This is a genomic window from Sorangium sp. So ce119, from assembly GCF_051524405.1.
Lineage (GTDB): Bacteria > Myxococcota_A > Polyangia > Polyangiales > Polyangiaceae > Sorangium > Sorangium cellulosum_G.
Window position 1 is genome coordinate 5,026,045 of the sequence record NZ_CP150310.1, and the last position, 26,822, is coordinate 5,052,866.

20 protein-coding genes are annotated in these 26,822 nt (G+C 73.0%); 14 read left to right on the forward strand and 6 right to left on the reverse strand.

Features of this window, described 5'->3' with window-relative positions; genetic code table 11:
• The first annotated feature begins 76 nt into the window (after positions 1 to 76).
• The 6 genes from WME76_RS18855 to WME76_RS18880 all read left to right on the forward strand — a co-directional run bounded on the left by WME76_RS18855 (position 77) and on the right by WME76_RS18880 (position 5,360).
• Positions 77 to 1,522, forward strand: coding sequence for a sigma-54-dependent transcriptional regulator (locus WME76_RS18855; protein WP_437961473.1), 1,446 nt, complete (start codon positions 77 to 79; stop codon positions 1,520 to 1,522).
• Positions 1,523 to 1,717: 195 nt separating this feature from the next.
• On the forward strand, positions 1,718 to 2,308 hold the full coding sequence (locus WME76_RS18860) for a prepilin-type N-terminal cleavage/methylation domain-containing protein (RefSeq protein WP_437961474.1): 591 nt from the start codon (positions 1,718 to 1,720) through the stop codon (positions 2,306 to 2,308).
• Between the two features lie 157 nt (positions 2,309 to 2,465).
• Entirely contained in the window at positions 2,466 to 3,071 is a 606-nt protein-coding gene (locus WME76_RS18865) for a type IV pilin protein (protein WP_437961475.1), read from the forward strand.
• A gap of 137 nt (positions 3,072 to 3,208) precedes the next feature.
• Complete coding sequence (locus tag WME76_RS18870; RefSeq protein WP_437961476.1) at positions 3,209 to 3,823, forward strand: type IV pilin protein; 615 nt, start codon at positions 3,209 to 3,211, stop codon at positions 3,821 to 3,823.
• A gap of 53 nt (positions 3,824 to 3,876) precedes the next feature.
• Entirely contained in the window at positions 3,877 to 4,374 is a 498-nt protein-coding gene (locus WME76_RS18875) for a hypothetical protein (RefSeq protein ID WP_437961477.1), read from the forward strand.
• A 131-nt stretch (positions 4,375 to 4,505) separates the two neighbouring features.
• Positions 4,506 to 5,360, forward strand: a complete 855-nt coding sequence (locus tag WME76_RS18880; RefSeq protein WP_437961478.1) for a hypothetical protein — start codon at positions 4,506 to 4,508, stop codon at positions 5,358 to 5,360.
• Between the two features lie 204 nt (positions 5,361 to 5,564).
• Here the strand turns inward: WME76_RS18880 and WME76_RS18885 are convergent, their stop codons facing one another.
• Positions 5,565 to 7,793: a PEGA domain-containing protein gene (locus WME76_RS18885; RefSeq protein ID WP_437961479.1), complete on the reverse strand. Its 2,229-nt coding sequence runs from the start codon at positions 7,791 to 7,793 to the stop codon at positions 5,565 to 5,567.
• 389 nt (positions 7,794 to 8,182) lie between these two features.
• Entirely contained in the window at positions 8,183 to 10,969 is a 2,787-nt protein-coding gene (locus tag WME76_RS18890) for a hypothetical protein (RefSeq protein ID WP_437961480.1), read from the reverse strand.
• A gap of 205 nt (positions 10,970 to 11,174) precedes the next feature.
• Here WME76_RS18890 and gatC point away from each other — a divergent pair, with 205 nt between their 5' ends.
• The 7 genes from gatC to WME76_RS18925 all read left to right on the forward strand — a co-directional run bounded on the left by gatC (position 11,175) and on the right by WME76_RS18925 (position 18,821).
• Positions 11,175 to 11,486, forward strand: a complete 312-nt coding sequence (gene gatC / locus WME76_RS18895) for an Asp-tRNA(Asn)/Glu-tRNA(Gln) amidotransferase subunit GatC (protein WP_061615366.1) — start codon at positions 11,175 to 11,177, stop codon at positions 11,484 to 11,486.
• A gap of 5 nt (positions 11,487 to 11,491) precedes the next feature.
• Positions 11,492 to 13,030 carry an Asp-tRNA(Asn)/Glu-tRNA(Gln) amidotransferase subunit GatA gene (gene gatA, locus WME76_RS18900; RefSeq protein WP_437961481.1) on the forward strand — a complete coding sequence of 513 codons (1,539 nt, stop codon included), beginning with the start codon at positions 11,492 to 11,494 and terminating at the stop codon, positions 13,028 to 13,030.
• Positions 13,031 to 13,052: 22 nt separating this feature from the next.
• Positions 13,053 to 13,649 (forward strand): GNAT family N-acetyltransferase, encoded by a 597-nt coding sequence (locus WME76_RS18905; protein WP_437961482.1) that lies wholly within the window; start codon positions 13,053 to 13,055, stop codon positions 13,647 to 13,649.
• Positions 13,650 to 13,756: 107 nt separating this feature from the next.
• Complete coding sequence (locus WME76_RS18910) at positions 13,757 to 14,920, forward strand: NAD-dependent epimerase/dehydratase family protein (protein ID WP_437961483.1); 1,164 nt, start codon at positions 13,757 to 13,759, stop codon at positions 14,918 to 14,920.
• A gap of 21 nt (positions 14,921 to 14,941) precedes the next feature.
• Complete coding sequence (locus WME76_RS18915; RefSeq protein ID WP_437961484.1) at positions 14,942 to 16,192, forward strand: lysophospholipid acyltransferase family protein; 1,251 nt, start codon at positions 14,942 to 14,944, stop codon at positions 16,190 to 16,192.
• A gap of 29 nt (positions 16,193 to 16,221) precedes the next feature.
• The gene (locus WME76_RS18920) at positions 16,222 to 17,313 is read left to right on the forward strand and encodes a tRNA pseudouridine synthase B (protein ID WP_437961485.1); all 1,092 of its coding nucleotides are present in this window, start codon (positions 16,222 to 16,224) and stop codon (positions 17,311 to 17,313) included.
• 215 nt (positions 17,314 to 17,528) lie between these two features.
• Positions 17,529 to 18,821, forward strand: a complete 1,293-nt coding sequence (locus tag WME76_RS18925) for a hemolysin family protein (RefSeq protein WP_437961486.1) — start codon at positions 17,529 to 17,531, stop codon at positions 18,819 to 18,821.
• A 285-nt stretch (positions 18,822 to 19,106) separates the two neighbouring features.
• On the opposite strand, the gene WME76_RS18930 is transcribed toward WME76_RS18925, so the two are convergent.
• Entirely contained in the window at positions 19,107 to 20,039 is a 933-nt protein-coding gene (locus tag WME76_RS18930; protein WP_437961487.1) for a formin, read from the reverse strand.
• 996 nt (positions 20,040 to 21,035) lie between these two features.
• Here WME76_RS18930 and WME76_RS18935 point away from each other — a divergent pair.
• Positions 21,036 to 21,911, forward strand: a complete 876-nt coding sequence (locus WME76_RS18935) for an alpha/beta fold hydrolase (RefSeq protein WP_437961488.1) — start codon at positions 21,036 to 21,038, stop codon at positions 21,909 to 21,911.
• 39 nt (positions 21,912 to 21,950) lie between these two features.
• On the opposite strand, the gene WME76_RS18940 is transcribed toward WME76_RS18935, so the two are convergent.
• The 3 genes from WME76_RS18940 to nagZ are packed head-to-tail and all read right to left on the reverse strand — an operon-like array spanning position 21,951 to position 26,801.
• Positions 21,951 to 24,350, reverse strand: a complete 2,400-nt coding sequence (locus tag WME76_RS18940; protein ID WP_437961489.1) for a Tex family protein — start codon at positions 24,348 to 24,350, stop codon at positions 21,951 to 21,953.
• A 55-nt stretch (positions 24,351 to 24,405) separates the two neighbouring features.
• Positions 24,406 to 25,689: an imidazolonepropionase gene (hutI, locus tag WME76_RS18945; RefSeq protein ID WP_437961490.1), complete on the reverse strand. Its 1,284-nt coding sequence runs from the start codon at positions 25,687 to 25,689 to the stop codon at positions 24,406 to 24,408.
• Entirely contained in the window at positions 25,686 to 26,801 is a 1,116-nt protein-coding gene (nagZ, locus tag WME76_RS18950; protein WP_437961491.1) for a beta-N-acetylhexosaminidase, read from the reverse strand. The genes hutI and nagZ overlap by 4 nt, the downstream gene beginning before the upstream one ends.
• Between the last annotated feature and the right edge of the window lie 21 nt (positions 26,802 to 26,822).

The window sequence follows — 26,822 nt, forward strand, 5'->3', positions numbered from 1 at the left end:
CGCGACGACACAGCGCGCTGCGCGCGGCGCCCGCCGTGACGCGCGCGCAGGGGGTCGTGATAGTGTGGCTGGCGTGATGGCGTCGATCCCGCCGAGCATCCCGCCGAACGCCACCCGGGTGCTGGTCGTCGATGACGAACCGGGCCTGCGTCAGGTGCTCACCATCGCCTTCCGCCGCCAGGGCTACGAGGTCGTGATCGCGCCCGGCGCGCGCGCCGCCCTCGAGGCGATCCGGCAGAACCCGCAGCCGTTCCCGCTGATCCTCACCGATCTCGTGATGCCCGACGGCTCGGGCATCGACGTGCTGCGGGCCGCGAAGGCGCGGAGCGGCGCGACCGAGGTGATCGTGATGACCGCGCACTCCACCGTGGATAGCGCGCTCGACGCCATGCGCCACGGCGCCTACGACTTCGTGACGAAGCCGTTCTCGCCGGCGGAGCTCACCGCGCTCGCCGCGAAGGCGCTCGAGAAGAGCTCGATCGTCGCCGAGAACCAGCGGCTGCGCGCGCAGCTCGAGCGGCTCGACCTGCCGTCGCGCGAGCCGCTCGGGACGAGCCCGGCGATGCAGCGGATCTCGGAGCTCATCGCCAAGATCGCGCCGACGCGCACGACCGTGCTGCTCACGGGCGAGAGCGGGACCGGCAAGGAGCGCGTCGCCCGCGCGATCCACGACCAGAGCGACCGCGCGGCGAAGCCGTTCCTTGTCGTCAACTGTGGGGCGTTGCCCGAGGCGCTCATGGAGAGCGAGCTGTTCGGCCACGAGAAGGGCTCGTTCACGGGCGCGGGCGCGCGCTCGATGGGGCTGTTCCGGGAGGCCGACGGCGGGACGCTGCTCCTCGACGAGATCGGGGAGCTCCCGGCCGCGCTGCAGGTGAAGCTGCTCCGCGTGCTCCAGGAGCGGAAGGTGCGCCCGGTCGGCGCCGCCGCTGAGATCGCGGTCGACGTCCGGGTGCTCGCCGCGACCAACCGGAACGTGGAGACGGAGGTCCGCGAGGGCCGGTTCCGGCAGGACCTCTACTACCGGCTCAACGTCATCCGCATCGAGCTGCCGCCGCTGCGCGAGCGCCCCGGGGACATCTCGCGGCTCGCCGAGCGCTTCCTGCGCCGCTTCGCCGCCGAGCTGGGCAAGGACGTCCGCGGCCTGACGACGGACGCCGTGCGCGCGCTCGACGGCTACGCGTTCCCGGGCAATGTGCGCGAGCTCGAGAACATGATGGAGCGCGCGGTGGCGCTCGCCGGGGGGCCCTCGATCGGCCTCGGCGACCTCCCGGCCGCCGTCGCCGGGCTCAGCGCGAGCCCGGCCCCGCTGCTCGCGGAGCTGCCGCCCGGCGGGTGCATGCTCGACGAGGTGATCGGCGAGGTCGAGCGCCGGCTCATCCTCCAGGCGCTCGAGCGCACCGGCGGCGTCCGCAAGGCGGCCGCGAAGCTGCTCGGCGTCTCGTTCCGGTCGCTGCGCTACCGCCTCGCCAAGCACGCCCTCGCCGCCGACGGGGAGACCGACGACGAGTCGGAGGGATCCTGACGAGAATCGTCACCGCCCGATGCCCCGAAGTGACGGTTTTCGTCACCGCCGGAAACGAACACAACCACACACCTCCAGCATCTCGAGCGCCTGTCTCGAGGAAAACCGAGGCAACTCATGGGCTTTCCGCGCAAGTCGAAGAAGACTCCGGGCCGCGCTCTCCCTGGCACGTCGCCTGCTGAGAGGTCCTGGAGAATGCGGAGCGGGCAACGACAGCGACGCGCTGCGCGACGAGGGTTCACCCTCGTCGAGCTCCTCGTCGTCGTCGGGATGGTGGGTGTCCTCGCGGCCCTCGCGCTCGTCGGCTACCGCAGGTACATGGCCTCGGCGGGCATCGCCGAGCCCAAGGCGGTGATGCAGGGGATCCGCGGTGGGCAGGAGTCCTACCGGGCGGAGATGCTCGAGTACCTGAACGTCTCTCAGGGGTCGCTCGATCAGAGCCACTGGTATCCCGGCGGGACGCTCGGCGACATGAAGCGCGCCTGGGACGACCCGGGCCACACCGATTACGCGGGATGGCGGATGCTCAACGTGACCACCGACGGCGCGGTCCGTTTCGGTTACGCGTCGGTGGCCGGTATCGGGAACAGCTTCTCCGCGACCCCGAACAGCGGCTTCACGTGGAGCGGGCTGTCGCAGGCTCCGCTGGGCGATCCGCAATTTTTGCCCAGGGGGCCCTGGTACGTTGTCCAGGCGGTCGGCGATCGCGATCGGGATGGGAGTTACGCCTTGCTCCTGACGACATCGACGATGTCCGGGATCTACTGGGAGAACGACACGGAGTGACGGAGCAGGATGGTTTGCCGCGTCGCGAGCGCCGAGCGCGCCTGCTCCGCGGGAGAGGTTTTCGCACTGCGGGCTGGCCGGGCCCCGCACTGGCGTCGTGACGGTCAGTCTCGGCAACGCATCCAATTAAAGAAAGCATCACGGAGGATCGACACTCATGCGTGCACTGAAGCGATACGACAGAAGAGGCTTCACGCTCGTCGAGCTCATGATCGTGGTCGCCATCATCGGCGTCCTCGCCGCGCTCGCGATCTTCGGCGTCCGCCGGTACCTGGCGAGCGCGAAGACCTCGGAAGCCAAGAACTCCGTGGGCGCGATCACCCGCGGCGCCGCCGCGGCGTTCGAGCGCGAGACGGCGGCCTCCGAGATCCTTGGGGCCGGGAACAACTCCGGCATCGCGAGCCACAGCCTGTGCGACAGCGCCCCCCCGGTGCCTGGCGGCGGCCCCCCGCTGGGCGTCAAGTACCAGCCCAACACGGCCGAGGGCTCTGACTTCGAGCAAGGCACCTCGACCGCGAGCTGGAAGTGCCTGAGGTTCTCGATGACCCAGCCGATCTACTACCAGTACCACTACCTCCACAACGCCCGCGTCGTGCCGACCGGCCCCGCCGTCACCGAGGCCGAGTTCTTCGAAGCTGCGGCCGTCGGGAACCTCGACGCCGACGCCGTCACCAGCTCCTTCTCGCGGGCAGGCCAGGTGGTGGCCGCGACGGGACAGCTCGCCTTGGCCACGCAGATCCATATCGAAAACGAGTACGAGTGACGTGCTCCCTGGTTGCCCGGCTCTCCCCGAGTCGGGCGACCAGGCTTCGTGGACCACTTCCAGCGCGAGGACATCTCCGGAGCGCCCCGCATCGGGCGACCGGGCATCATAGACCACATCCAGCATGAGGGCGTACCGTGCGGCAGAAGGAAGCATCTCGCAGTCGCGGATTCACGCTCATCGAGCTCATGATCGTGGTCGCCATCATCGGCGTGCTAGCCGCCCTGGCCATCGTCGGGGTGCGCAGCTACCTCGCCACGGCGAAGACGGCTGAAGCCAAGCAGATCGTCGGCGCCATCACCCGCAGCGCCATCATCCAGTACGAGCGCGAGCGCGACATCGGGCAGCTCCTGCCCGCCACGGGCGTCGACGCGGCGAACACCCATCTCCTCTGCGCCTCGGCCGTGCCGGTTCCCTTCAACTTCGCCGACGTCCAGGGAACGAAGTACCAGCCGAGCGGGGCGCAGGGCGCCGACTTCATGACGGGCTCCACGCTCGCGGGCTGGCAGTGCCTCGGCTTCGCGACGGTCGCGCCCATCTACTTCCAGTACTCGTACCAGGTCGGCAGCGGCTACCTCAGCCAGGGCTTGCCCGGCGCGTCCATCCCCAGCGGCCCGGAGGGGTTCGAGGCAGGGGCGCGCGGGGACCTGGACGGCGACGGCCTGACGTGCACGCTGGTCCGCACCGGCGAGGTGCGCAACGGCGAGATCGTGACCAGCACCGTGATCTACACGAACAACGATCCGGACTGACGCAGGCCGCGCTGGCGCTTGTTCCATCGCCGCAGGGTGAGTAGAGAGGAGCCATGACCTGGCGCTCCTGGAGCGCGCTGGAGCTCAGCGCGGCCTTCGCGGTCGGCGGCAGCGTCCTCGCCGTCGCCGTTCCGGCGTTCTTCCGGAACCTCAGCGCGTCCAAGCTGAGCGAGCCGATCGAGGGGCTCGACCGGCTGGTGACCAGCGCGGTCGCCTACGCCGAATCGCGGCCGCAGGAGATCAGCTTCCCGCCGTCGGCCCCGCTGACCCCGGCCCAGGTGCCGCGCGGCGTGCGTGCGGTGGATCCGCCGCACTCGTGGGAGCACCTCACGTGGAAGTCGCTCGACTTCGGCTTCGACGGGCCGCACGCGTTTGCCTTCCAGTTCACGAGCGAGCTCGACGCGTCGAAGACCATGCGCTTCGTCGCGACGGCGCACGGCGACCTCGACGGCGACGGCGCGCTGTCCACGTTCGAGGTGCGCGGCGAGCGGATCCCCGGGGAGCCGGCCCGGGTGCTTCCGGGCATGTTCGTGGACCGCGAGGTGGAATGATGGGGGCTTCCCCGGCGCCCGGGACAGCGGACCGTCCGGCAGCCCGCCCTCTCCTCTCCCGCATTGCGCGTGCGCGCGACGCGCTCGTCACGGCCGCCCTCTCGGCCGTCGCCGCCGTCGCGATTGGCAGCGTGCGCGCGCCGGCCGCGGACCTCGAGAAGCGCGTCGCCGAGACCTCCGACGTGTACGTCCTGCCGCCGCCGGACGAGGTGGTCACCTTGTCGCTCGGCTACCGCTCCGCGCTGGCCGATCTGCTCTGGTCGCATGTGCTCGTGTCCCAGGGGCTGCACACGTTCGAGCGCCGCCGGTTCGAGAACCTCACCCTGCTGCTCGACGCGATCAACGCCCTCGATCCGACCTTTCGCGACCCCTACCTGTTCGCCGACGCGCTCATCACGTTCCAGACGACCACGACCCCGCGCGAGGAGGTCCTCAAGGCGCGCGAGATCCTGGAGCGCGGGGTGCAGAACCGCCCTCTCGACGGCGAGCTGTGGCTGGCGCTCGGCCAGTTCGTCGCCTTCATCGCGCCGGCCTCGTACGTGACGGACCCCGCGGAGAGGACGCAGTGGCGCCTGGAGGGCGCCCGGATGCTCGCGCGCGCCGCAGAGCTCGGGGGCGGCGACGCGAACATCAGCTGGCAGGCCCTCGGCGGCGCGGGCATCCTTGGGCGAGCGGGCGAGCGCGAGGCGCAGATCCGGTTCCTCCAGCGCACCCTCGCCGTCACGGACGACGAGGAGCTGCGGCAGCAGATCCGCACGCAGCTCGACAAGCTCCTCGGGGAGCGCGCCGCGGAGGGGTACCGGCGGCGACTCGACGGCTTCAGCGAGATCTGGCGGCGCGATCTGCCGTTCGTCAGCAAGACGACGATGCTGGTGCTGGGCCCCCCGCGCGACGCGGCGTACTGCGCGGGGGGCGCGCACGCCGACGAGCCGCGCTGCGCGACGAGCTGGCGCGCGTGGGCGGAGCGGATCGAGCAGGACAGGTGAGCCGCGTCCAGCGCTGACGCCGCGCGCGCCGGCGCCGGGCACGGGCGCCGCAACCGAAGCGCCCCGGGGTTCCCACCCGCGAAGCATCGAATCGCCCCGCGGGAGCGCGCGGCTGTTCCTGCAAGCGAGGCTGACAGGCAACGAGGGAGAGCGAGGCCAGGAGCGCCCGAGAAGGACTCTTCTCCTGGCCTGGCGGCGAGATGGTCAGTCGAACTTGACGGCTGCGGTCTTGGTCTCTCCGGCCTTGACCGAGACGGTGACCGACTTCTTCCCGAGATCCGGATGGATGAACGTCACCGTGTGCGACCCCGCGGGGACGCTGACGCCGACCTTGGGCGTGCTCCCGAGCGGCCGGCCGTCGAGGACGACCTTCGAGACAGGGATCGAGTTGATGTTGAGCGTCGCCGCGCCTGCGGCAGCCGCGGGCGCGGCGGCCGGGGCCTCGGCCTTCGGCGCGGCGGGGGCCTCGGGCTTCGGCGCGGCCGTCTCCCCCCTGGGCGTCGCCGGAGCGGCCGCCGCGGCCACCGCGGCGGCCGGCTCGGGCTTGCTCACCTCGGCGAGCGCGATCCGGATCGTCTTCTCGGCCTGCCCGTCCTCGAACGAGATCGGCTGGGAGAAGTCCTCGTATCCCTTCTTCGTCGCGACGACCTTCCAGCCCTCCGACGGATTGACATCCACCTTGACCGGCGGCTTCTTCCAGGCCGACTCCGGCAGCTTCTTCTCCGTGCCCTTCGCGTTCACGAGCTTGACCGACGCCCCCGAGGTGGCGAGATCGAGCGTGACCTGCCCCTTCACCACCTTGAGCGCGACCGTCCCGAGGTCCTTCGCCTCGCCCTGGCCGACCTCCACCGTCTTCTCCAGCGGCTCGTAGCGCTCACCGCCCTCGAAGCGGATCTTGTGCTCCCCCGGCGGCACGCTGACCTCGACAGGCAGCGTGCCCTTCTCCACGCCGTCGACGAGCACCTTCACGCCGGGCGCACCCGCGATCTTGAGGCCGGTCGCGGTCTGGGACCGCGCCTGGCCAGCGCTGTCGAGCGTGATCACGACGACCTTCTCCTTGCCGCCCTCGACGACCTCGACCGCGTCGCGCGGCGGGAAATCGGGGGCGAGGATCTTCACCGCCTTCGAGCCGGGATCGAGATCGCGCACGATGCACGGCACGGTGTCGCAGCGCTTCTGGCCGTCGATGAAGATCTCGGCCCTGGCGACCGACGCGCCGCCCAGGGTCTTCAGGTCGATGGTGAGCGCGCCCTTCTTCGGCACCAGCAGGACCACGGCCAGGATGAGCACCGCCACGAGCGCGAGCCCGCCGAGGATGACGCCCGCCTTGCCGGCCCCCTGCTGCGTCGCCGGGCGCGGGCGGATCGCCGTGGGCTCGTCGTTGCGCGACAGCGGACGGTGGCCGATGTCCGGGATCGGCGGCGCGTTCGGGATCGGCGGCGGCGTCGGGATGGGCGTGCGCGTCCGCGCGGCCGGCGCCGCGCCGCCGGAGCTCGCGAGCAGCGCCGCGGCCGCCTTCGGGATCGTGGACGAGCTCACGTTCGGCAGCGGGGTCGTCCGCCCCGGCATCCTGTCGTTACCCTCCCTGTCGTAGACGTGGGTCGACTCCTCGTCGTCATCCCAGTCCATGTCGACCGCAGCGCCCTTCGCGCGGCGGGGCTTCGCCTCGTCAGCCGCCTTCTGCGGCGGCTTGACCGACGGCAACCGCATCGGAGGAGGAACCACCGGCGGCAGCGAGGCGGGCGCGGCGCTGGTCGGCGCCGGGGGCAGCGGGCTCGCCGACGGGATCGGCGGGACGGAGATCGCGGGCAGCGACGGCTGTCGCGAGGGGGGCGGCACCACGGGAGGCAGCGTGCCCGGCTTGGCCGAAGGGGGCATCGGCGGCGGCAGCGAGCCAGGGCTGGTCCCCTTCGTGGTCGCCGGCGGCGGCAGCGAGCCGGGCGGCAGCGAGGGGGGCGGCAACGAACCAGGACTGGTCCCCTTCGTCGTCACAGGCGGCGGCAGCGAGCCAGGGCTCGTCCCCTTCGTCGGCACCGGCGGCGGCAGCGAACCAGGGCTTGTCCCCTTCGTCGTCAACGGCGGCGGCAGCGGAGAGGCGATTCCCCCGGGGAGCGTCGTCCCCTGGTTGGGCGCCGGCGGCAGCGAGCTGACGCCTCCGGTCAGCGTGCGCTGCCGGGTCGGCGGCGAGGGAGGCACGAGCGCGGGGTTCGTGGTGCGCGACGACTTCTTCGCGAGCCCCTCGAAGACATCTAGATCGCTGCCGCCCTTGGTATCGGCCATGTTCGGGAACTCCTCAGGACATGCGGCGCCGTTCGCCGCGGCTTCCGGGAAACGATCGCGCCTGCTCCGCGCGACGAGGATGATGTGCGTGATGTGGACGAGCAGGCCCCCGTCGCGGGCCAGCTCGCAGCGCGCTGCGTGAACCTGATCCACTGCAGCGTACCGCTGCTCCGATAACCGCGCGAGCGCCAACAGGACGAGCGCGGCGACGCCAATGCCGCGCGCGCGGCGCGATCTCGCGCGGATCCAGCGCGCCGCCCGCGCCCCTCCGCCGTGTCCGTCGCGAGGCGCCCGCGACGCGCGCGCCCCCGGACAGGCGCTCGCGCGGCGTCATCTCCGGGAAACCTCCGCTCGACGCGGCGCCGCCAGATCGCGCGTCGAGCGCGCCCCGCTCACCCAGCGAGCCCGCGCCGCTCGGCGCCGAGATGTCGCAAGCTCCGAAGGACTGCAAACGGTGCACCAGCCGCCTTTTTTTAATCCCTCGGGCCGCCGACGCACAAGCGCCTACTGCACCCCAGGCGGGATTCCAGGCGCCGCCAGGCTCAGTGATCGCCGTCCGCGCTTTCCTCTTTCTTCGGCTTTTTGAAGTACCGAACGCGCTTCTGCTGCAGCGGATACCAGACGCTGTGCGGGACGATCGGTGTGGATTCGAACATCCGGCCTGCGCCGGCCGCCTCGGCGCGCGTGAGCCGGACGGCGCGCGGGCCGGACGGCGGGTGAACCGCGGCGCCGGATAGGTCGGTATCGCCGCCGAGGGCCACCGCGAGCGGCCGGTGGAGGTAGATCCGCGAGGAGCAGCCGAGCCCCGCGAGGAAATCCTGGAGCAGCTTCGCGTCCCGCGGATCCACGGGCGCCGCGGGCGGCGCCGAGGCGTCCGGCGACAGCGCGGGGTCCGGGGCGCCGGACGGCCCGGCCGCCGCCCGCTCGACGTAGATCAGCATCCCGTCCTCGTCGTTGACGCCCAGCGCGGCCACGGCCCGCGCGCTGCTGGCGTGGCCTGTCGCGATCCGGACCGCACCGCGCACCGGGGAGGTCGGCGAGGCGGAGAACGCCCCGGCCGAGTGCCAGATGCTCGAGAGCTCGCCCTGGCCGGCGCCGGGCGCCGCGGCGCCGTCGGCGAGCACGGCCACTGTCGCTCCTGTCCCGGCCGGCGGGGCCGACGCGGGCTCGCTCAGCGGCGCGGCCAGGACGGTCCTCGGGTCCACCTTGAGCACCCGCAGCCGCACGTCGGGCCGCGCCGGATCGGGGCGGATCTCGGTCGTCGCGAGCGCGTACGGGAAGCCGTGCTGCGGGAGCCCCTGGGTGCGCCAGACGCCCTCCCCCGCCTCGGCCGGCGCCGCGCGCGTGGCGAGCGCCGGCCCCGGCAGCAGGTGCCGCAGCGTCATGTAGAAGAAGTCGCGCGCCTCCCGCCGGATGTAGCGGGGGAAGTTCATGAGGCCCATCCCGCGGATGAGCCGGCGACCACGGAAGCGGTAGCCCGAGAGCCCCGAGACCTCGCCCTCGGCCTCCCACTCCCCCTGGAGCGGGCGCCCGAGCGGCGGCAGCGCGCCGCTGGGCGCCACCTGGTAGAACTCGAGCCCGCTGTGGCCCGCGTTCATGTCGAGCGCGATGCCGTAGGCGCAGCGGGCCTGGATCATCGCCTGGGCCAGGGCCTCGGGGCTGACGTCGGCGCCGTAGAAGTACGCGACGAAGCGCTCCCGGGTCAGGCAGATGCCGGTCCTGACCGTGTGCGTCTTGTCGGCCCAGCCGGGCGGCGTGCCTCCCCACCACGTGCGCCCGAAGGGATTCCACTTCTCGTCCTGGACCATGACGGTCATGTTCTGGCGGAACGAGAGCATCCAGTCGGGGATGGTCTCGTCCTCCGACCAAGTCCCGAAGACGGTGCTGCCGTCGCGCCGGACGGCCACGGTCGCGGCGTAGGGCTTCGGCGGCAGGTACACGACCCCGTCGGCCATCATGCCGAACTCGCCGTGCATCGCCTGGAACCCCGCGTTCGACGCGGCGACCACGCGCTTCATCACCTCGGGGGTGCGCGGGATGAGCCCCGGCCCCGCCTCGCCCGTCGCGCCCTTCGGCTCCACCGTGCCCGCCATCATGTGGAGCTCCACCTGGCGCGGATCCCACAGCGCGATGTAGACGCGCGTCGCCTTGCGCGAGCGATCCGCCCGGACGAACGTGGTCATGAACGCCGGCGGGAGCCCCTCGAGCTTGCGCACGAAGGCGTCGCCGCCCTGCGGGTTCCACTGCCCCTCTCCGGGCAGCGCCGGCGTCACCCACGGCTCGAGCGGCGACGGCGGCCAGCCGATCTCGGGGTCGATCGGGGCCTGACGGACGGGCGGATCGAGCGTGCTCTGGCCGAGATCCGAGGCGATGTCCTCGGCGCCCGTGTCGCCCGTCACCGCCTCCTTGTTGCGGAGGACGAAGTCGAGCGCCGTGAACGCCACGGCCTTGACCGTCTGCATCGCGGCGTCGCCGATCACGAGCCGCACCCGGTCGACCGCCCACGTGACGAGGTTCCCCGGCCGCGCGGCCTCGAACGACTCGGCGCGGATCCACGGGGGCAGCGGCGCGTCCACGCCGTGCAGCGGCAGGCGCGCCTCGCGGCCGCTCGCGCGCACGACCACCGCGGTGTCGTCCTCGAGGGCGATGGCGACGTCGCCCGCGTTCGCGGGGCGGCGGCTCCCGCCGTCGGGCTCACCTTCCCCGGGCTCGCCCTCGCCAGGCTCGCCGGGGCCGGTCTCGTCGATCGGGGCGGGGTCGATCGCGAACGTCCGCCGGCCGATGCCGCACAGCCGGCCGGTCGCCTGCCAGTTCGTGAGGGCGTGCTGGATCCGCTCGATCGCGGTCCAGTCGGCGCTGGCCGGCACGCGCTGCCCGTCGAGGTCGAGCACGTGCACGGTGGGCGACGCGGCCTCGATCAGCGGACGCGTGATGTACGCGAGCGCGTCGCCGCGGAGCACGGGCCTCGACTCGTCCGCGCCGCTCGTCTCCGTGAGGTTGTGGACGCCCGAGACGTCGAGCAGGACGCCCTCCGGCGAGAGCCTCGTGTCGACGAGATAGAGGTCGGTGGGCTCGCCCCGGACGGCGCCGCGGGCGACCGCGCGCGAGCGCACCCCGAGCGGGCTGAACGCGCCCCGCGGCGGGTCCACCCACACCACGTCGCCCGGCGCCGCGGTGATGCCGCGCGCCGCGAGCTCCGCGGCGAGCGCGGTCGAGCGGTCGCGGGCGCCTCCCCCCACGGCGGGCGACATCGCCACGGCCGCGGACGCGCAGAGGACGATGAGGCCGATGCGCTCGCGGCGCAGAGAGGGCGGTTTCGGGGGCTGCATTCGCCAGCAACGCGCAGAGGGGCGGGGCTTCTGCCCGGGGGGGCCGAGGGCGGCCGGGCGCGCGGGAGCCCGGCGTTATCACCGTTTGCGCACCGCGGCCAGATTCGGGGGCGCGCGGCGCTCCTCGGTGAGCCACGGCCGGCCGCGGCGGGCCAACCAAGCGCTGGCGTCCGCGGAACGGGCGGTGCTACATCCGGCGCTCGCCATGTCGAACGCTGACTCGCCCCCTCTCCGCCGCGACGAGGCGCTGACGATAGCGCGCCTCGCCCACCTCGACCTCTCCGCTGAGGAAATGGAGCGCCTCACCGGTGATCTCGGCAACATCCTCAGCTACGTCCGGCAGCTCGAGGAGCTCGACGTCTCGGCGGTGCCGCCGACGGCGCACGTGCAGATCGAGCGGCTGCCGCTCCGCGCCGACGACGAGGCGGCGAGCCTGCCGCGCGAGGTGGCGCTGCGCGAGGCGCCGCGGGTCGAGGACGACGGGTTCGCCGTGCCGGCGTTCGTGGACGAGGGGTGACGCCGATGGACACAGCGATCCTCGATCGATCCATCCCGGATCTCGCCGCGCTCGTGCAGCGCGGCGAGGTGAGCGCCGAGGAGGTCGCCAGGGCGGCGCTCACGCGCATCGAGCAGCGCGACGGCGCGCTCGGCGCCTTCCTCACGGTGCAGGGCGAGCAGGCCCTCGAGGCGGCGCGCGCGGTCGACGCGCGGCGCGCGCGCCGCGAGGCGCTCGGCCCGCTCGCCGGCGTCCCGATCGGGCTCAAGGACGCGCTCTGCACCGAGGGCGCCCCGACGACCGCCGGCTCGAAGATCCTCACGCGCGCGGCCGCGGGAGGCTCGAAGACGCCCGATCCGGCGCGCGGGTATCGCCCGCCGTACGACGCCACGGTCGTCGCGCGCCTGCGCGCCGCCGGCGCGATCCTGCCGGGCAAGTGCAACATGGACGAGTTCGCGATGGGCTCGTCGAACGAGAACAGCGCGTTCGGCCCGGTGAAGAACCCGTGGGACCTGACGCGCATCCCCGGCGGGTCGTCCGGCGGCAGCGCGGTCGCGGTCGCGGCGGGGATGACGCCCGGCTCGCTCGGCTCGGACACGGGGGGCTCCATCCGGCAGCCGGCGAGCCTCACCGGCGTCGTCGGCGTCAAGCCGACGTACGGCCGCGTCTCCCGCTACGGCCTCATCGCCTTCGCGTCGAGCCTCGACCAGATCGGGCCGTTCGCGCAGGACGTGAGGGGCGCGGCGCGCCTGCTCGAGGTGATCTCGGGCCGCGATCCGCGCGACGCGACGAGCCTCGACGCTCCGGTGGGCGAGTACGAGGCCGCGTGCGGCCGCGACGTCGCGGGGCTGCGCATCGGCGTGCCCGAGGAGTACTTCGCGAAGGGGATCGACAAGCAGGTCGAGGCGAAGGTGCGGGAGGCCATCGAGGGCCTGCGCGGGCTCGGCTGCGAGATCCGACCCGTGCACCTGCCGCACACGCGGTACGCCGTCGCGGCGTACTACATCGTCGCGACCGCGGAGGCGTCGTCCAACCTGGCGCGCTTCGACGGCGTGCGCTTCGGGCTGCGCGTGGAGGGCGAGCGCGGCGGGAAGGCGGATCTCCAGGGCCTCTACGGGGCCACGCGCGGCGAGGGGTTCGGCCGGGAGGTGAAGCGCCGCATCCTGCTCGGCACGTACGTGCTCTCGGCGGGCTACTACGACGCGTACTACCTGCGCGCGCAGAAGGTCAGGACGCTGATCCGGCGCGACTTCGACGAGGCGTTCCGCGAGGTCGACGTCATCGCGGCGCCGGTCTCGCCGACGGTCGCGTTCCGGCTGGGAGAGCGGGTGGACGACCCGCTGTCGATGTACCTGGCCGACGTCTACACGCTGCCCGCCAGCATGGCCGGGCTGCCCGCGATCAGCGTCCCCTGCGCGACAGCGCCGGCGCCGGACGGCGGGCCGCCGCTGCCCGTCGGTCTGCAGCTCATCGGCCCTGCGCTGGAGGAGGCGCGGCTCTTCAGGGCAGCCCACGCCTGGGAGCAGATCTCGCCGGTCCGCGGGCTGCGCGCGCCGGTCGCGTGAAGGCGGAGGGAGGAGCGCCCCGATGAGCGCATCGATCACGGTGGCGGCGGCGGGCCCGGAGCACCTGGCCGGGCTCGAGGCGCTCTTCGAGGCCGCCGGCACGCCCTGTTACTGCCGGTACTACCACTTCGGGGGCACCAACAACGAGTGGCTCGCGCGGTGCTCGGACGGCCAGGGGGAGAACCGCCGGGAGTTCGCCGAGGCGCTCGCCTCGGGCAGCGACGAGGCGCGCGGCCTCGTGGCGCTCGCGCCGGACGCGGCGCACGTCGTCGGGTGGCTCAAGGTCGCGCCCGCCGCCGCCGTGGCGAAGGCCTACGAGCGCCGGCTTTACAAGGGGCTGCCGTGCTTCGCGGGCGATCGCGCCGGCGTCTTCTTGATCGGCTGCGCCGTCGTGCACCCGGCCCACCGTCGGCGGGGCGTCGCGACGGCGCTCGTCGCGGGCGCGGTGCAGCTAGCGCCCGCCTGGGGCGCGCGCGCCCTCGAGGCCCTGCCGCGCCGCCCGAGGGAGCCGGTGAGCGACGAGGAGCTGTGGACCGGACCGGCCTCGGCGTTCACGAAGAACGGATTCGTCGAGGTGCACGCGTTCGAGCCGTACCCGGTGCTTCGCCGGGCGCTGTGACGCCGCCGCCGCCGCGCGCCGCCCGGCCGTGAGCCCCACGCCGGCCGCGCGGCGATCGCGCTGCGCTTGCGCGCGCCGGCCGACCAGCTAGTGTCGCGCCCGCGCGCATGGCTTCCCTGTCCGAGCACCCCGCCGCTCCGACCCACGACGCTGCCGAGCAGCGCCTCGCCGCCGGCGTGGACCGCGCTGCGCCTGCCCGCGAGGCGGGCGCGGCGGCCAGCAGCCCCGGCGGCCCTGCGGCGACGGAGGCCTCGCCGGGGAGCCGGCGCGCCTCGTCCAGCCCGAGGGGCCGGGTCGTCGCGCTCACGGGCGCCGCTTCGTTCCTCGGGCGCAACCTCATCGGCATCCTCGAGGAGGATCCCCGCATCGCCCGCGTGGTGGCGATCGACATCAAGCCGCCGGACACGGGCGGCTCCAAGCTGCGGCTCCACACGATCGACCTCACGGCGCCCGCGTCCGAGGAGCGCATCGCCGAGGTGCTCGCGGCCGAGCAGGTGGACACGCTCGTCCACCTCTGCTTCCTCTCGTCGCCGACCCCGGCCACCGCCTGGGCCCACGAGCTCGAGTCGGTCGGCACGATGCACCTGCTCCACGGCGTACGCCAGGCGGGCCTGCGCAAGCTGATCCTCTGGAGCCAGACGATCCTCTACGGCGCGCACCCGACCAACCCCAATTTCCTCACGGAGAAGCACCCGCTGCGCGCCGACCCGGAGGAGCGCTTCTTCGCGGACAAGATGGCCGCCGAGCGGGAGTTCAACGCGTTCGGCGCGCGGACCAAGGGCACGACCGTCACCATCCTCCGGACCGCGCCGATCCTCGGCCCCACCGTCCAGAACTACCTCACCCGCTTCCTGGCGCGGCGGCTGGTCATGACCATGCTCGGCTTCGACCCGCTCTGGCAGTTCATCCACGAGGTCGACGCGATCGCCGCCTTCAAGCTCGCGATCGACAGCGATTTCGCGGGGACGTTCAACATCGTGGGCGACGGCGTGCTCCCGCTCTCCACGATCGTGCGCCTCGCGGGCCGGACGCCCCTGCCCGTGCTGCACAGCGCCGCTGGCCCGCTCGTCTCGGCCCTCTGGGCTGCGCACGCGGCGATCGCGCCGCCCAGCTTCCTCCAGTACCTGCGCTATGTCTGCGTGGCGGACGGCGAGAAGGCGGCGCGGGTCATGGGGTTCCGGCCGGTCTACACCACGCGAGAGGCGCTGCTCGATTACACCAACGCGCAGCGCCTGCGGGACGTTCGGCTCTTGCAGGAGACACCCGCGTGAGGCGTGTCGGGGGGTAGAGGGATGGGCGCTGAACACGATCGAGAGCGCAAGGGCGCAGTGAACGGGCCGCCGGCGTCGACGCGGGGGAGGTCCGATCGGCCGGGGTCCACGCACGTCGTGCCGAGCATCGACGTCGAGGACGAGGAGACCCGCTACCTCGCGCCGATCGGCCCGACGGAGCCCTCGGACGGGCGGAAGACGCAGTCCTCCGAGGCGCACGCGCCGGTCGTGCCGGTGACGACCGAGGAGCTGCAGCGCCAGATCCGGGAGCTCGAGGCGCGGCTCAAGAGCATGCTCGCCGGGGCCTCGCCGCAGGCCGCGGGCGGCGCGGCGCCGGGCGGGCCCGAGACGGAGCGGAGCCCCCGCGAGGGCGGCGCGCCTGCCGCCGCGGCCGACGAGCCGCCGCTGTCCGAGCCCGGGACGGCGCGGGACGTCCTGTCGACCGACTTCTACCTGCGGCAGTGGGGTCGCGCCGGCCTGCGCAGCCGCACGGAGGAGGTCGACGAGTTCGGCTTCGATCCCAAGTCCGAGGCGCGGTACAGGCCGCTCTTCGACTTCCTGTACAAGCATTACTTCCGGATCGATCTCGAGGGCGTCGAGCACATCCCGAGCGAAGGGCGGTGCCTCGTGGTCTCCAACCACTCGGGCGGGCCCATCCCGTATGACGGGCTGATGCTGCGGGCCGCCGTGCGGCGGGAGCACCCGGCGCAGCGCGAGCTCCGCTGGCTGGCGGACGACTTCGTGTACTACCTGCCGTTCGCCGGCACGCTCATGAACCGGCTCGGGGCCGTGCGGGCCTGCCAGGAGAACGCCGAGCGGCTGCTCGCGGGCGAGCGGCTCATCGCGGTGTTCCCGGAGGGCGCCAAGGGCAGCGGGAAGCTCTTCAAGGACCGGTACCGGCTCCAGCGGTTCGGCCGCGGCGGGTTCATCCGGCTCTGCCTGCGCACGCGCACTCCGCTCATCCCCTGCGCCATCGTGGGCGCCGAGGAGACGAACCCGCTCCTCTACCGGGTCGAGCACGTCACCCGCGCGCTCGGCATCCCCTACTTGCCGATCACGCCGACGTTCCCCGCGCTCGGGCCCCTGGGCCTCGTGCCCGCGCCCACGAAGTGGAAGATCCGCCTGGCCGATCCGGTGCGGTTCGACGCCTACGGCCCCGAGGCGGCGGACGACGAGATCCTGGTGCGGCGCCTCGCCGAGCGGGTGCGCGCGACGATCCAGGGGCTCATCGACGACACGCTGGCCACGCGGAAATCGGTCTGGTTCGGATGAAGCAGACGGCGCAGGCGGATCCTCCACCCATGCCCGAGCACACTGCGGAAGCGGAATCGGCGCCGCGCCCCGAGCGGGCGCACGGCGGGCGGCCTCGGCCGGAAGGCGTGCTGGTCATCGACAAGCCGCAGGGCCCGACGAGCCACGACGTCGTGGCGAGGCTGCGGCGCGCCCTCGGCGTGAAGCGCATCGGGCACGCCGGGACGCTCGACCCGATGGCGTCCGGCGTCCTCGTGGTGCTCGTCGGCGAGGCCACGAAGCTCGCCCCTTACCTGACCGCGCAGGACAAGCGCTACACGGCGCGCGTCGCCCTCGGCGTCGGGACCGACACCCTCGACGCGGACGGGGAGGTCACGGCGACGCAGCCCCTGCCCGCGTGGCTCGACGAGGAGCTCGGCGCGCTCGCGGCGGCCGGCGTCCCGGCCGGGGGCGAGGCGCTCGCCGCCGCGGCGCCGCGCATCGCCGCGGCGCTCGACGCGGAGGGGGGGCGCCGGGCTCAGACGCCGCCGGCGTACTCGGCCATCAAGGTCGCGGGGCAGCGCAGCTACGCCCTCGCGCGCGCCGGCCAGGCCGTGGACCTGTCGGCCCGCCCCGTCGAGGTCCGGTCGCTCGCGCTCGCCGGCGCCTGGCGCGGCGAGCCCGCCGCGCTCGAGCTCGAGCTCGACGTGAGCAAGGGCTACTACGTGCGTTCGCTGGCGCGCGACCTCGGCGCGCACCTCGACGTCCCCGCGCACCTGTCGGCGCTCCGTCGCACGGCGAGCGGCGCCTTCACGTTGGAGCAGGCGGTGCTCCTCGACGCCGGCGCCGAGGCGCTGCGCGCCGCGATCCGCCCGCTCGCCGAGGCGGCCGCGTCCAGCCTGCCCGTCGCCCGCCTGACCGAGCACGGCGCCCGGCGCGCGCGCCTCGGGCAGACGCTCACCGCGTCCGACTTTTCCGCAGCTCCTGCGCAATCCGGGGCCGCTGTATGGCTCGACCCGGGGGGACATGTCATCGCGCTGGGCGCCTCCGAGGTCGCTGACGACACCGGCGCCGACACCTCGTCCACGCCGCCCGAGCCGCGTTTTTCCGTCCTGCGTGGCTTTTCCGGGTCGGCAGACGTCCGCGAAAATCCTTCTGTGTGAGAGAAAACCACACGATTCAGCAAAATCCTGGACTTCGGTAAACCCACGGATCATCTCACTGGCCGCACTCGATCCCACCGGTCGAGCCTGGGAGTCCGTCTTGCAAAGAGTCCGGCGAGCGCGCGTGGATCCAGCATCTCCTGAGATTTCGCGCCCCGGTCCGGTTGCGCTCCCCTCGCCTGTTCCGTTACGATTCGTCCGTTAGGAGCCTCGGTTTGAGTCCCGATCTCGTTCCATTGCCAGCGCTCGCCGCTGCCGTTCTCTCCGCTGTACTTGGCTCGCTGTTCGTCGGCGCCGACACCGCACTGACGACGCTGAGCGCCACCCGGCTCGGCGCGTTGATCGAGCAGTCGACGGGCCCCACGAAGGCCGCTTACGAGCGGATTCGTCAAGAAGACGCCAAGCTTCGCTCCCGTTACCTGCTCGGCTGGGTCGTGTCGACCAGCCTGACCGCCGCCTGTTTCGACCTGTTCTTCCGGCGGAGCGTCCCCGGCGCTGCGCTGTATCTCGGGCTGGCGACGACCATCGTCGTGAGCGGTGCCCTTTACGAGGTCAGCTCCACGCTGGGCCGCAAGCACGCCGATCGGGCAGCCTCGATGGCGGTCCGCTTCTTGCGCCCGCTCGAGATCGCGATGCTTCCGCTCGCGGTGCCGCTCGGCTGGATCGGCTCCCGGCTGGGGACGAAGGACGGCGAGCAGCCGTCCGACCCGCGGGTGGCAGAGGCCGAGGTCGAGATCCTCGTCGATGAGGTCGAGCGATCAGGCCTGTTCGGACGAGAACCAGCGGAGATGATCCGGAATGTGCTCGAGTTCGCCGATCTCACGGCGCGGGACGTGATGGTGCCGCGGTCCAAGGTCGAGGCGATCGAGATCTCCACACCGCTCGAGAAGGTGCTGGAGATCGTCACGGAGGGCGGCCACTCCAGGTATCCGGTCTACAAGGATCAGATCGACAACATCGCTGGTCTCCTCTACGCGAAGGACCTGTTCAAGGTGCTCGAGGAGCGCCGGCTCAAGAACACGACGCTCCGGGAGATCACGCGGAGCCCTGCCAATTTCGTGGCGGAGTCGCAGCCGCTCTCGTCGCTGCTCCGGGAGATGAGGAGCCGGAGACAGCACCTCGCGATCGTGGTCGACGAGTTTGGTGGGATGTCGGGGATCGTCACCCTGGAAGACGTGCTCGAGGAGATCGTCGGCGACATCCGCGACGAGCACGACGAGACGGACGAGGGGGCGGCCATCCAGGACCTCGGCGACGGCCGGCTGGTCGCCGATGCGGCCGTGTCGATGAGCGATCTCTCGGCCTACCTGGGCGCGGAGCTCGACCGGGAGGGGAAGTACGACTCGCTCGGTGGGATGCTCACGCAGCATGTCGGCAAGGTGCCCGAGGTGGGCACGGCCGTGAGCAAGTTCGGGCTGCGGTTCATCGTGCGGGACAGCGACGAGCGGCAGATCGGCAAGGTGGAGATCGTCCGCCCCCGAGCCATGGGCGCCGGCGGCGCTGCCTGAACGGCGCCGCGGCCGCTCTCTGGCTCGGACGGCCCTCCCCGCACCGCGCGCCGCACAGGGTCCCCTCGGCCCTACCGTTCATGCGGGGATGAGCCCGAGAGGCCCGGGCGTGCGACGCGCCTCGGTGAGAGGCGGTCACGGCCGTCTTGAACGCGGCCGGCCAAGCGGCGTTCACCCGCACAGGAGACGGGCCCAGATCGGCGTTTTCGGCGCACAGGCGCACTCCTGTGCGCCGAGCACCGAAAACGTCGAGGTGGGCCCGTATCCGAAGCGGGTGAACGCCGCTTACCGGGCGAGGGAGATCTTGTGGAGCTCGTTCGCGAGATCGTCGCCTTCCTTGATGAGGCCGGCTGTCTCGGCGGCGGGATTCTCTTTGTTGCCCTCGAGGAGCTGGCGGACGTCGATCATCGCGCTGCGGAGCTTGAAGACGATCTGCTCGCTCGTGAAGGCGGCCACCGACTGGGGGTCGACCGGGAGCGCCTGCAGGTCGCCCCCCGCGATGTCGCCCTTGGTCCAGCGGGCGGCCTCCTTCTCGGCCGGCTTCAGGCCCTGCTGCGTGCGCTCGAGGCGGGTCACCGTGTACTTGGCCGGCCAGTCCTTGCCGAACGGGAACGGAGCCTTGTTGGGGACGAGCTCGGCCACCGTCTTGTCGCCGTCGCGACGGAAGACGACCGAGAAGTTCACCACCGGGTCGTCCTGCTCCTTCCACGACTTCTCGACGGGGGCCTGCGCCGCGGCGAGCAGGTTCTTGAGGCTGTCCTTGGTCTTGTTGAGGTCCTGGACCGAGGTGGTGTAGCTGAGGAGCTGGCGCATCACCCTGCCCGGAAGACTGCCGATCTGCTTGTTCTCCAGGTTGGTGGCGTCGAACGGGACGTTGATGGCGCCGAGATCGGTCGTGAGCTGCGTGGGGAAGCTCTTCCGCGAGAGCTGCTCCGCGGCGGCGCCGAGCTTGTCGTTCAGCTCCTGCATCTTCTCGTTCGCGGTGCGCACGTCCTTCTCGAGCGCCCCGGCGCCCTCGACCGCGAGCTTGCCGCGATCGCCGCGCTCCTTCGCGCCGCCCGCCGCGAAGCCGAGGCCGATGCCCAGGATCGCGGCGAGGCCCGCGTACAGCGCCGTCCGCTTCGAGGCCTTCCGACGCTCCTGCTCGACCTCCTCGCCGACCTCGACCTTGATGGTCTGCGCGGCCGCCGTCGGTTTGGGCGGCGGCGTCTGGATCACGGGACGCGGCTGCGGCGCAAACGGAGGCAGCGGGATGCCTGGCGAGATCCCGGGCGGGGGCGCGATGCCGCCCACGGAGGGCATGGGGGGACGCGCGCTCGGATGCGGCGAGGGCATGCCGCCCGGGATCGGGCTCCCGTCGGGAGGCGGCCCCGATCCGGGCTGCGGGCCAGGCACGGGGAGGGGGACGGCCGCTCCCGGTGCCCCGCCTACCGCCGTTTTGCCCAGCCGAGCCTTCAGATCGATTTTGCTCTTCTTCTTTTCTTCAGCCATCGGCTCCTCGGGGACGGGATCGCTGCACCACTTCGCCCAGAAACTCCAAGCCCGCCCGAGGCGTTCGGCCCACCACGGCCCGAACCGGAGCTGCCCCTGCGCGAGCGGCAACAGCAGAGGACATGGGCCGGCGTCCAGCGGACCGAGATGCGGGCGGGGACGAAAAGATCAGCAACACAACGGGAGCGTCGGGCGAGCGGACGACCCGCCGGGCACGTTAGCGGCGCGCCGCGTGGAATGTCAACGCGATGGCGATCGCAGCGCGGGATGTGTTTCGGCACGCGATCGCGACGCCGCGCGGCCACCCCGTCCAGCGGCCGCGTCATCGCCGGAGGGTGAGCCCGCCCCTGACCCGCGCGCGGGCCGTCGCCGGCAGCATGGCCGTCGATGGAGGGACCGGGTAGGAAGCAGGGGCTCATGGTGTGGTTCAAGTTCGGCGGGGGTCGGCCCCCGCCGCCCGCTTCGTCCGGGGGCCGTCGGCTTCCGCCACCCGCTCCATCCGGGGGCCGGCCTCCGCCGCCCCTTTCATCCGGCGGGGGCCGGCCTCCGCCGCCCCTTTCGTCCGGCGGGGGCCGGCCTCCGCCGCCCCTTTCATCCGGCGGGGGCCGGCCTCCGCCGCCCCCTTGTTCGTCCGGCTCATCCAACGGGGGCCGGCAAGCGCCGCCCTCTTCTTCGTCCGGCGGGGGTCGGCCTCCGCCGCCCTCGCGGCGTTCGTCGCTCCGGATGGAAACGCGTCGGGTTGCGAGCTTTGATGGAACCGACATCGCGTACCGCGTGACGCCGACGCCGTTCGAGGGGGCAAAGACGGTGGTGCTGGTCAACGGCCTCGGCGGGTCGTACCTCGCGTGGCGGGCTCAGATCGAGTACCTGTCCGACCAGTACCGCTTCATCACCTGGGACTACCGCGGGACGTACGCGTCGAAGCGCCCGTCGCCGGACGCCCCGGACGCCTATGCGGTAGCGAACCATGTCCGCGATCTGGAGGCGATCCTCGCTGTCGAGGGGGTCCGGCACGGCTCGCTCATGGCCTGGAGCATGGGCGTCCAGGTCGCGCTGGAGGCGTTCCGCCGGCTCCCGGGGTTCGCCGCGAACCTGGTCCTGCTGAACGGCACCTACCGCCGGCCGCTCGAGACGATGGGGCCGCTGCCAGGGGTCGGGCGGCTATTCCCGCCGCTCGTGGACCTCGCGGCGCGCGCTCACACGGCCGCCACCCGGATGACGCGTCGCTCCGTCGGCCAGCCCGACGCGAGGATCTGGCTGCAGCGGATGGGGCTGCTCGGGAAGGCGCTCGACCGCGAGGTATCCGCCGAGCGCCTGGAGCCCCTCGGTCAGCTCGACATGGAGGCGTTCCTCAGGAACCTCCGCGCGCTGGGTACGCACGACGCCGAGGACGTCCTCGAGCAGATCGACGTCCCGACGCTGCTCATCGCGGGCGACCGCGACACGTTCACCCCCCGGGCGCTGACGCAATCGATGGCCCGCCGGATCGCGATGTCCGAGATCCTCGTGGTCCGCGGCGGGACCCACACCACCGCGCTCGAGTTCCCGGAGCTCGTCTCGCTCAGGATCGAGCGCTTCTTCGCAGACCACGGCTTCTAGAGCGCCCCCCCGGGGCTCTGGAAGACGCGTGGGCACCGCTCATTTGCGGAGGAGATCCGCGAAGGGGTTGTTGCGGAAGCCGCCCCCCGAGCTGCCGCCCTGCCCCTTCCCTTGCCCTTGCCCCTGGCCCGGCCGGCGGTTGTCGTTGCGAGAGCGCGCGTCGTTGCCCGCGGGCGGGCCGCCGGCCTGCGGGCGCGCGCCGGCGGGAGCGCCGCCCTTCTTCGCCGTGAGCGAGATGCGCTTGCGCACGAGGTCGACCTCCAGCACGCGCACCTTGATCTTCTCGCCGACCTTCGCGACCTCGTTCGGATCCTTCACGAAGCGGTCCGCGAGCTGCGAGACGTGCACGAGGCCGTCCTGGTGGACGCCGATGTCCACGAAGGCGCCGAACGCCGTCACGTTGGTCACCACCCCCTCGAGCTCCATGCCCGGCTTGAGATCCTCCATCGTCCGCACGTCGTCGCGGAAGTTCGGCGGCTCGAAGGTGGCGCGCGGGTCGCGGCCGGGCTTCTTCAGCTCGCTGAGGATGTCGTTCAGCGTGAACGAGCCGACGTCGCCGGCCTCGTACTTCTTCGCGTCGATCCGCGCGATCGCCGCCGTGTCGCCGATGAGCGACCCGACCGGGACGCCGAGATCCGTCGCGATGCGCTCGACCAGGCCGTAGCGCTCGGGGTGCACGGCGCTCGCGTCGAGCGGGTGCTCGCCCCCCCGGACCCGCAAGAAGCCCGCCGCCTGCTCGAACGTCCGCGGGCCGACGCCGGGCACGTCGAGCAGCCCCTTGCGGCTCTTGAACGCGCCGTTCAGGTCGCGGTGGGCGACGATCTTCTTCGCGAGGCTCGGGCCGATGCCGGCGACGCGCGCGAGCAGCGGGGCGCTCGCGGTGTTGAGCTCGACGCCGACCAGGTTCACGCAGCTCTCGACCACCTCGTCGAGCTTCCGCGCGAGCAGACCCTGGTACACGTCGTGCTGGTACTGGCCGACGCCGATGCTCTTCGGGTCGACCTTCACGAGCTCCGCGAGCGGGTCCTGCAGGCGCCGGGCGATGCTGATCGCGCCGCGCACCGTGAGGTCGAGGTCGGGGAACTCCTCGCGCGCGACGTCGCTCGCCGAGTAGACGCTCGCGCCCGCCTCGCTCACCGGGACGCAGTACAGCTTCTCCGACGGCCGCGGATCGGCGTTCGCCGTCTGCTCCTTCAGCCCCTCCGACGCGAGCACGTCCTTCACGAACGCCTCGGTCTCGCGGCCGTGCGTGCCGTTGCCCACGGCGACCGCGCGGAGCGGGTACTTGCGGCAGATGCGGCGCAGGTCCTGCCGCGCGCGCTCGAGCGCGTCGCTGCTGCCGACCAGGTAGATCGTCGTGTGCTCGAGCAGCTTGCCCGTCTCGTCGACGACGGCGCACTTGCAGCCGGTGCGCTGGCCCGGGTCGATGCCGAGCACCGCCTTCGTGCCGAACGGCGCGGCGAGGAGCAGCTCGCGGAGGTTCTGGGCGAAGACCTCGACCGCGGCGCGATCGGCCTGCATCTTGAGGTCGACGCGCACGTCGCTCTGCACCGCCGGGAGCAGGAGCCGCTTCACGGCGTCCTCCGCGGCCTTCGTCAGCTCGCCGGCCCACGGCGACCTCGGCTTCAGCCCGATCGCGGCGTGGATGGGCGGGACGAGCGGCTCGGGCGCGAGCTCGATCGCGGCGCGGAGCACGCCCTCGGCCTCGCCGCGGCGGATCGCGAGGTAGCGGTGCGAGGGGATGTTCGCGACGGGCTCCTCGAAGCTCGCGTACATGTCGAACTTCGTCTGCTTGCCCTCGTGCTCCTCGTTCTTCTGGACCTTGATGACGCCTTCCTTGGCGTAGGCCTCGCGGACGAGCTTGCGCACGTCGGCGTGCTCGGCGATGCGCTCGGCGCAGATGTCGCGGGCGCCGGCGAGGGCCGCGGAGGTGTCGGGGACCTCCTTCTCGGCGCTGACGAAGGCGCGGGCCTCCTCCTCGGGGCTGCCGTCCTGCGGCTGCGACCAGACGCGATCCGCGAGCGGCTCGAGGCCGCGCTCCTTCGCGATGATCGCCCGCGTGCGGCGCTTCGGCTTGAAGGGGAGGTAGAGGTCCTCGAGCTCGGCCTTGGTGCGGCAGGCGCGGATCTTCGAGCCGAGCGCGTCGGTGAGCTTGCCCTGCTTCTGGATCTCGGCGAGCACCGTGGCGCGGCGCTCCTCGAGCTCGAGGATGTAGGCGCGGCGCTCCTCGATCGCGCGGATCTGCACCTCGTCGAGCCCGCCGGTCGCCTCCTTGCGGTAACGGGCGATGAACGGCACCGTCGCCCCCTCGGCGAGCAGCTTGGCCACCGCCGACACCCCCTGGCGCGGGAGGCTCAGCTCCTCGGCGAGCAGCGGGACCGGATCAAAGGAGCTGTCCGTGCGGCCAGGGACAGCGACAGGGCTCTGCGTGTCACTCATGCGCGCGGCATACGCGCAGGGTGTACGCGCGTCCAGGCTTGACTTGCTGGCCGCCTCAGCCGGCCGCGGCGATGACCTCGCCGTCGCGCAGCACGGCCCGCGCGCGCGGCGCGCCCCAGGGCTGCACGATCGCGTTCTCGTGCGGCAGGTCCCAGACGACGAGGTCGGCGCGGAGCCCCGGCCGCACGGCGCCGCACACCTCGCCGAGGCCGAGCGCGCGCGCCGCCTCGCGCGTCGCGCCCAGGATCGCCTCGGCCACCGTGAGCCCGTAGAGCCGCACCGCGAGCGCGAGCGCGAGCGGCAGGCTCTCGGTGGGCGCCGTCCCGGGGTTCGCGTCGCTGCCCACGACGAGCGGGACGCCGGCGGCCCGGAGCGCGGCGACGGGCGGCGGCTCCTGCCGGAGCGTGAAGCTCGCGACCGGCAGGAGCGCGGCCGCGACGCCGGCCCGGGCGAGCGCCGCGACGCCCTCCGGCGCGACGTGCTCGAGGTGGTCGGCCGACGCGGCCCCGAGCGCGGCCGCGAGCTCGGCGCCACCCACGTCGGCGAACTGCCCGACGTGGACGCGCACGCCGAGCCCCAGCGCGCGCGCCCGCTCGAGCGCCGGCCGCGCCTCGTCCACCGAGAACGCGCTCCGGTCGATGTACGCGTCGACGTAGCGCGCGAGGCCGGCCGCGGCGATCGCGGGCAGCCAGGAGCGCGCGACGGTCGCGGCGTAGGTCGCGCGGTCGCCTCCGGCCTCCGGGGGGAGCGCGTGCAGCGCGAGGTACGTCGGCACGACGCGGGGCAGGCGCGCGTCCCCCCCCGCCTCGGCGACCGCCTCGAGCTGCTTGCGCTCCGAGGCCTCGTCGAGCCCGTAGCCGCTCTTCGCCTCGACGGCGGTCACGCCGAGCGCGGCCATCCGGCGGAGGCGCGCGCGCAGCGCGCCCGCGAGCTCGTCGGCGGTCGCGGCGCGCACCGCGCGCATGCTGGCGACGATGCCGCCGCCGGCCGCGGCGATCGCCTCGTAGTCGCCGCCCGCCATGCGGACCGCGTACTCCGCGTCCCGCGAGCCGACCCAGGGCGCGTGCGTGTGGCAGTCGACGAGCCCCGGCGTCACGACCCCCGCGGCCTCCACCGCGACCGCGAGGCCCGACCCGGGGCGCAGGATCTCGTGCCGGCGCCCGACCGCCTCGATCGCGCCGCCCCGCACGACGATCGCGGCGTCCTCGATCACGCCGAGCGGATCGCCGGCCGAGGCGCGCGACGGGTCGCACGTGACGAGCCGGCGCGCGGCCAGGACGAACGGGCGGTCGGGGTGCTCCGCGGGCTCCGCTCGCCCGGCCCCCGGCGGCGCGATCACGTCGCCGCCCCCGCGGCGAGCGCGGCGCGCGCCCGCTCGATGTCCTCGAGCACGGCCCGCGACGCCGGCCCGCCGACGACCTCGGCGAGCTCCGCCGGCGACGCGGCCGGCCGCGGCGGGCGCAGCCGGCGCTGCTCCAGGCCGCGCGCGGCCGCCTCGACGCAGCGCTCGCGGAAGCGCGGGTCGCGCTCGGCCCTGCGCACGAGCGCCTCGTGCGCGCGGTCCTGCAGGTCCTCGTCCTTGCAGATGAGCAGCGCGTCGCAGCCCGCCCAGATCGCCGCGGTGGCGGCCTCCTCGACCGGGTAGTGCGCCGCGATCGCGGCCATCTCGAGGTCGTCCGAGAAGAGCACCCCCTCGAAGCCGATCTCGTCGCGCAGGAGGCCGGTGCAGATGGCGCGGGAGAGCGTCGCCGGGACGCCGGGGTCGAGCGCCTCGACGACGATGTGCGCCGTCATCAACGACGCGACGCCCGCCCGGGAGGCCGCGCGGAACGGCGGCAGCTCGATCTCGTCGAGGCGGCCGCGGCCGTGGGCGATGGTCGGCAGCGCGAGGTGGCTGTCGAGCGCGGTGTCGCCGTGCCCCGGGAAATGCTTGCCGCAGGCGATCACGCCCTCCTCCTGGAGCCCCTCCAGGAAGGCGACAGCGGCCCTCGTGACCGTGCGCGGATCGCGGCCGAACGCGCGATCGCCGATGATCGGGTTCTCGGGGTTCGAGTCGACGTCGAGCACCGGGGCGAAGTTCAGGTTGATGCCGACGGCCCGCAGCTCGGACGCGACGGCGCGGGCCGCGCGGCGCAGCAGCGGGATGTCCATGAGCTCGCCGAGCGAGCGCATCGGGGGCAACGCCAGGAACGGCGCGCGCAGGCGCGTGACGCGGCCGCCCTCCTGATCGATCCCGATGAACGGGGGCCGTTCGGCGCCGCCCGCCGCGGCGAGCGCCTGACAGAGCCGCGCCGTGGCGTCGATGTCAGGGACGTTGCGCCGGAACAGGATCGCGCCGCCCCTCCGCCCCTCGGCGAGCGCCCGGAGATACCGGGAGGGCGGCTCCGCGCCGTCGAATCCGCCCACGATGAGCTGGCCACACAGGACCTCTGTCTCCAGATCGCGCTGCATCGTCCACCACCTCTCGCGCGG

What these genes read in the sequence shown, in the direction of transcription:
- nagZ (WP_437961491.1), bottom strand. Translation starts at nt 26,801, where the DNA reads ATGCAGCGCGATCTGGAGACAGAGGTCCTGTGTGGCCAGCTCATCGTG.
- WME76_RS18905 (WP_437961482.1), top strand. Translation starts at nt 13,053, where the DNA reads ATGAGCGCATCGATCACGGTGGCGGCGGCGGGCCCGGAGCACCTGGCC.
- WME76_RS18875 (WP_437961477.1), top strand. Translation starts at nt 3,877, where the DNA reads ATGACCTGGCGCTCCTGGAGCGCGCTGGAGCTCAGCGCGGCCTTCGCG.
- WME76_RS18890 (WP_437961480.1), bottom strand. Translation starts at nt 10,969, where the DNA reads ATGCAGCCCCCGAAACCGCCCTCTCTGCGCCGCGAGCGCATCGGCCTC.
- WME76_RS18910 (WP_437961483.1), top strand. Translation starts at nt 13,757, where the DNA reads ATGGCTTCCCTGTCCGAGCACCCCGCCGCTCCGACCCACGACGCTGCC.
- WME76_RS18865 (WP_437961475.1), top strand. Translation starts at nt 2,466, where the DNA reads ATGCGTGCACTGAAGCGATACGACAGAAGAGGCTTCACGCTCGTCGAG.
- WME76_RS18940 (WP_437961489.1), bottom strand. Translation starts at nt 24,350, where the DNA reads ATGAGTGACACGCAGAGCCCTGTCGCTGTCCCTGGCCGCACGGACAGC.
- WME76_RS18915 (WP_437961484.1), top strand. Translation starts at nt 14,942, where the DNA reads ATGGGCGCTGAACACGATCGAGAGCGCAAGGGCGCAGTGAACGGGCCG.
- WME76_RS18920 (WP_437961485.1), top strand. Translation starts at nt 16,222, where the DNA reads ATGCCCGAGCACACTGCGGAAGCGGAATCGGCGCCGCGCCCCGAGCGG.
- gatA (WP_437961481.1), top strand. Translation starts at nt 11,492, where the DNA reads ATGGACACAGCGATCCTCGATCGATCCATCCCGGATCTCGCCGCGCTC.
- WME76_RS18855 (WP_437961473.1), top strand. Translation starts at nt 77, where the DNA reads ATGGCGTCGATCCCGCCGAGCATCCCGCCGAACGCCACCCGGGTGCTG.
- WME76_RS18935 (WP_437961488.1), top strand. Translation starts at nt 21,036, where the DNA reads ATGGAAACGCGTCGGGTTGCGAGCTTTGATGGAACCGACATCGCGTAC.
- gatC (WP_061615366.1), top strand. Translation starts at nt 11,175, where the DNA reads ATGTCGAACGCTGACTCGCCCCCTCTCCGCCGCGACGAGGCGCTGACG.
- WME76_RS18860 (WP_437961474.1), top strand. Translation starts at nt 1,718, where the DNA reads ATGCGGAGCGGGCAACGACAGCGACGCGCTGCGCGACGAGGGTTCACC.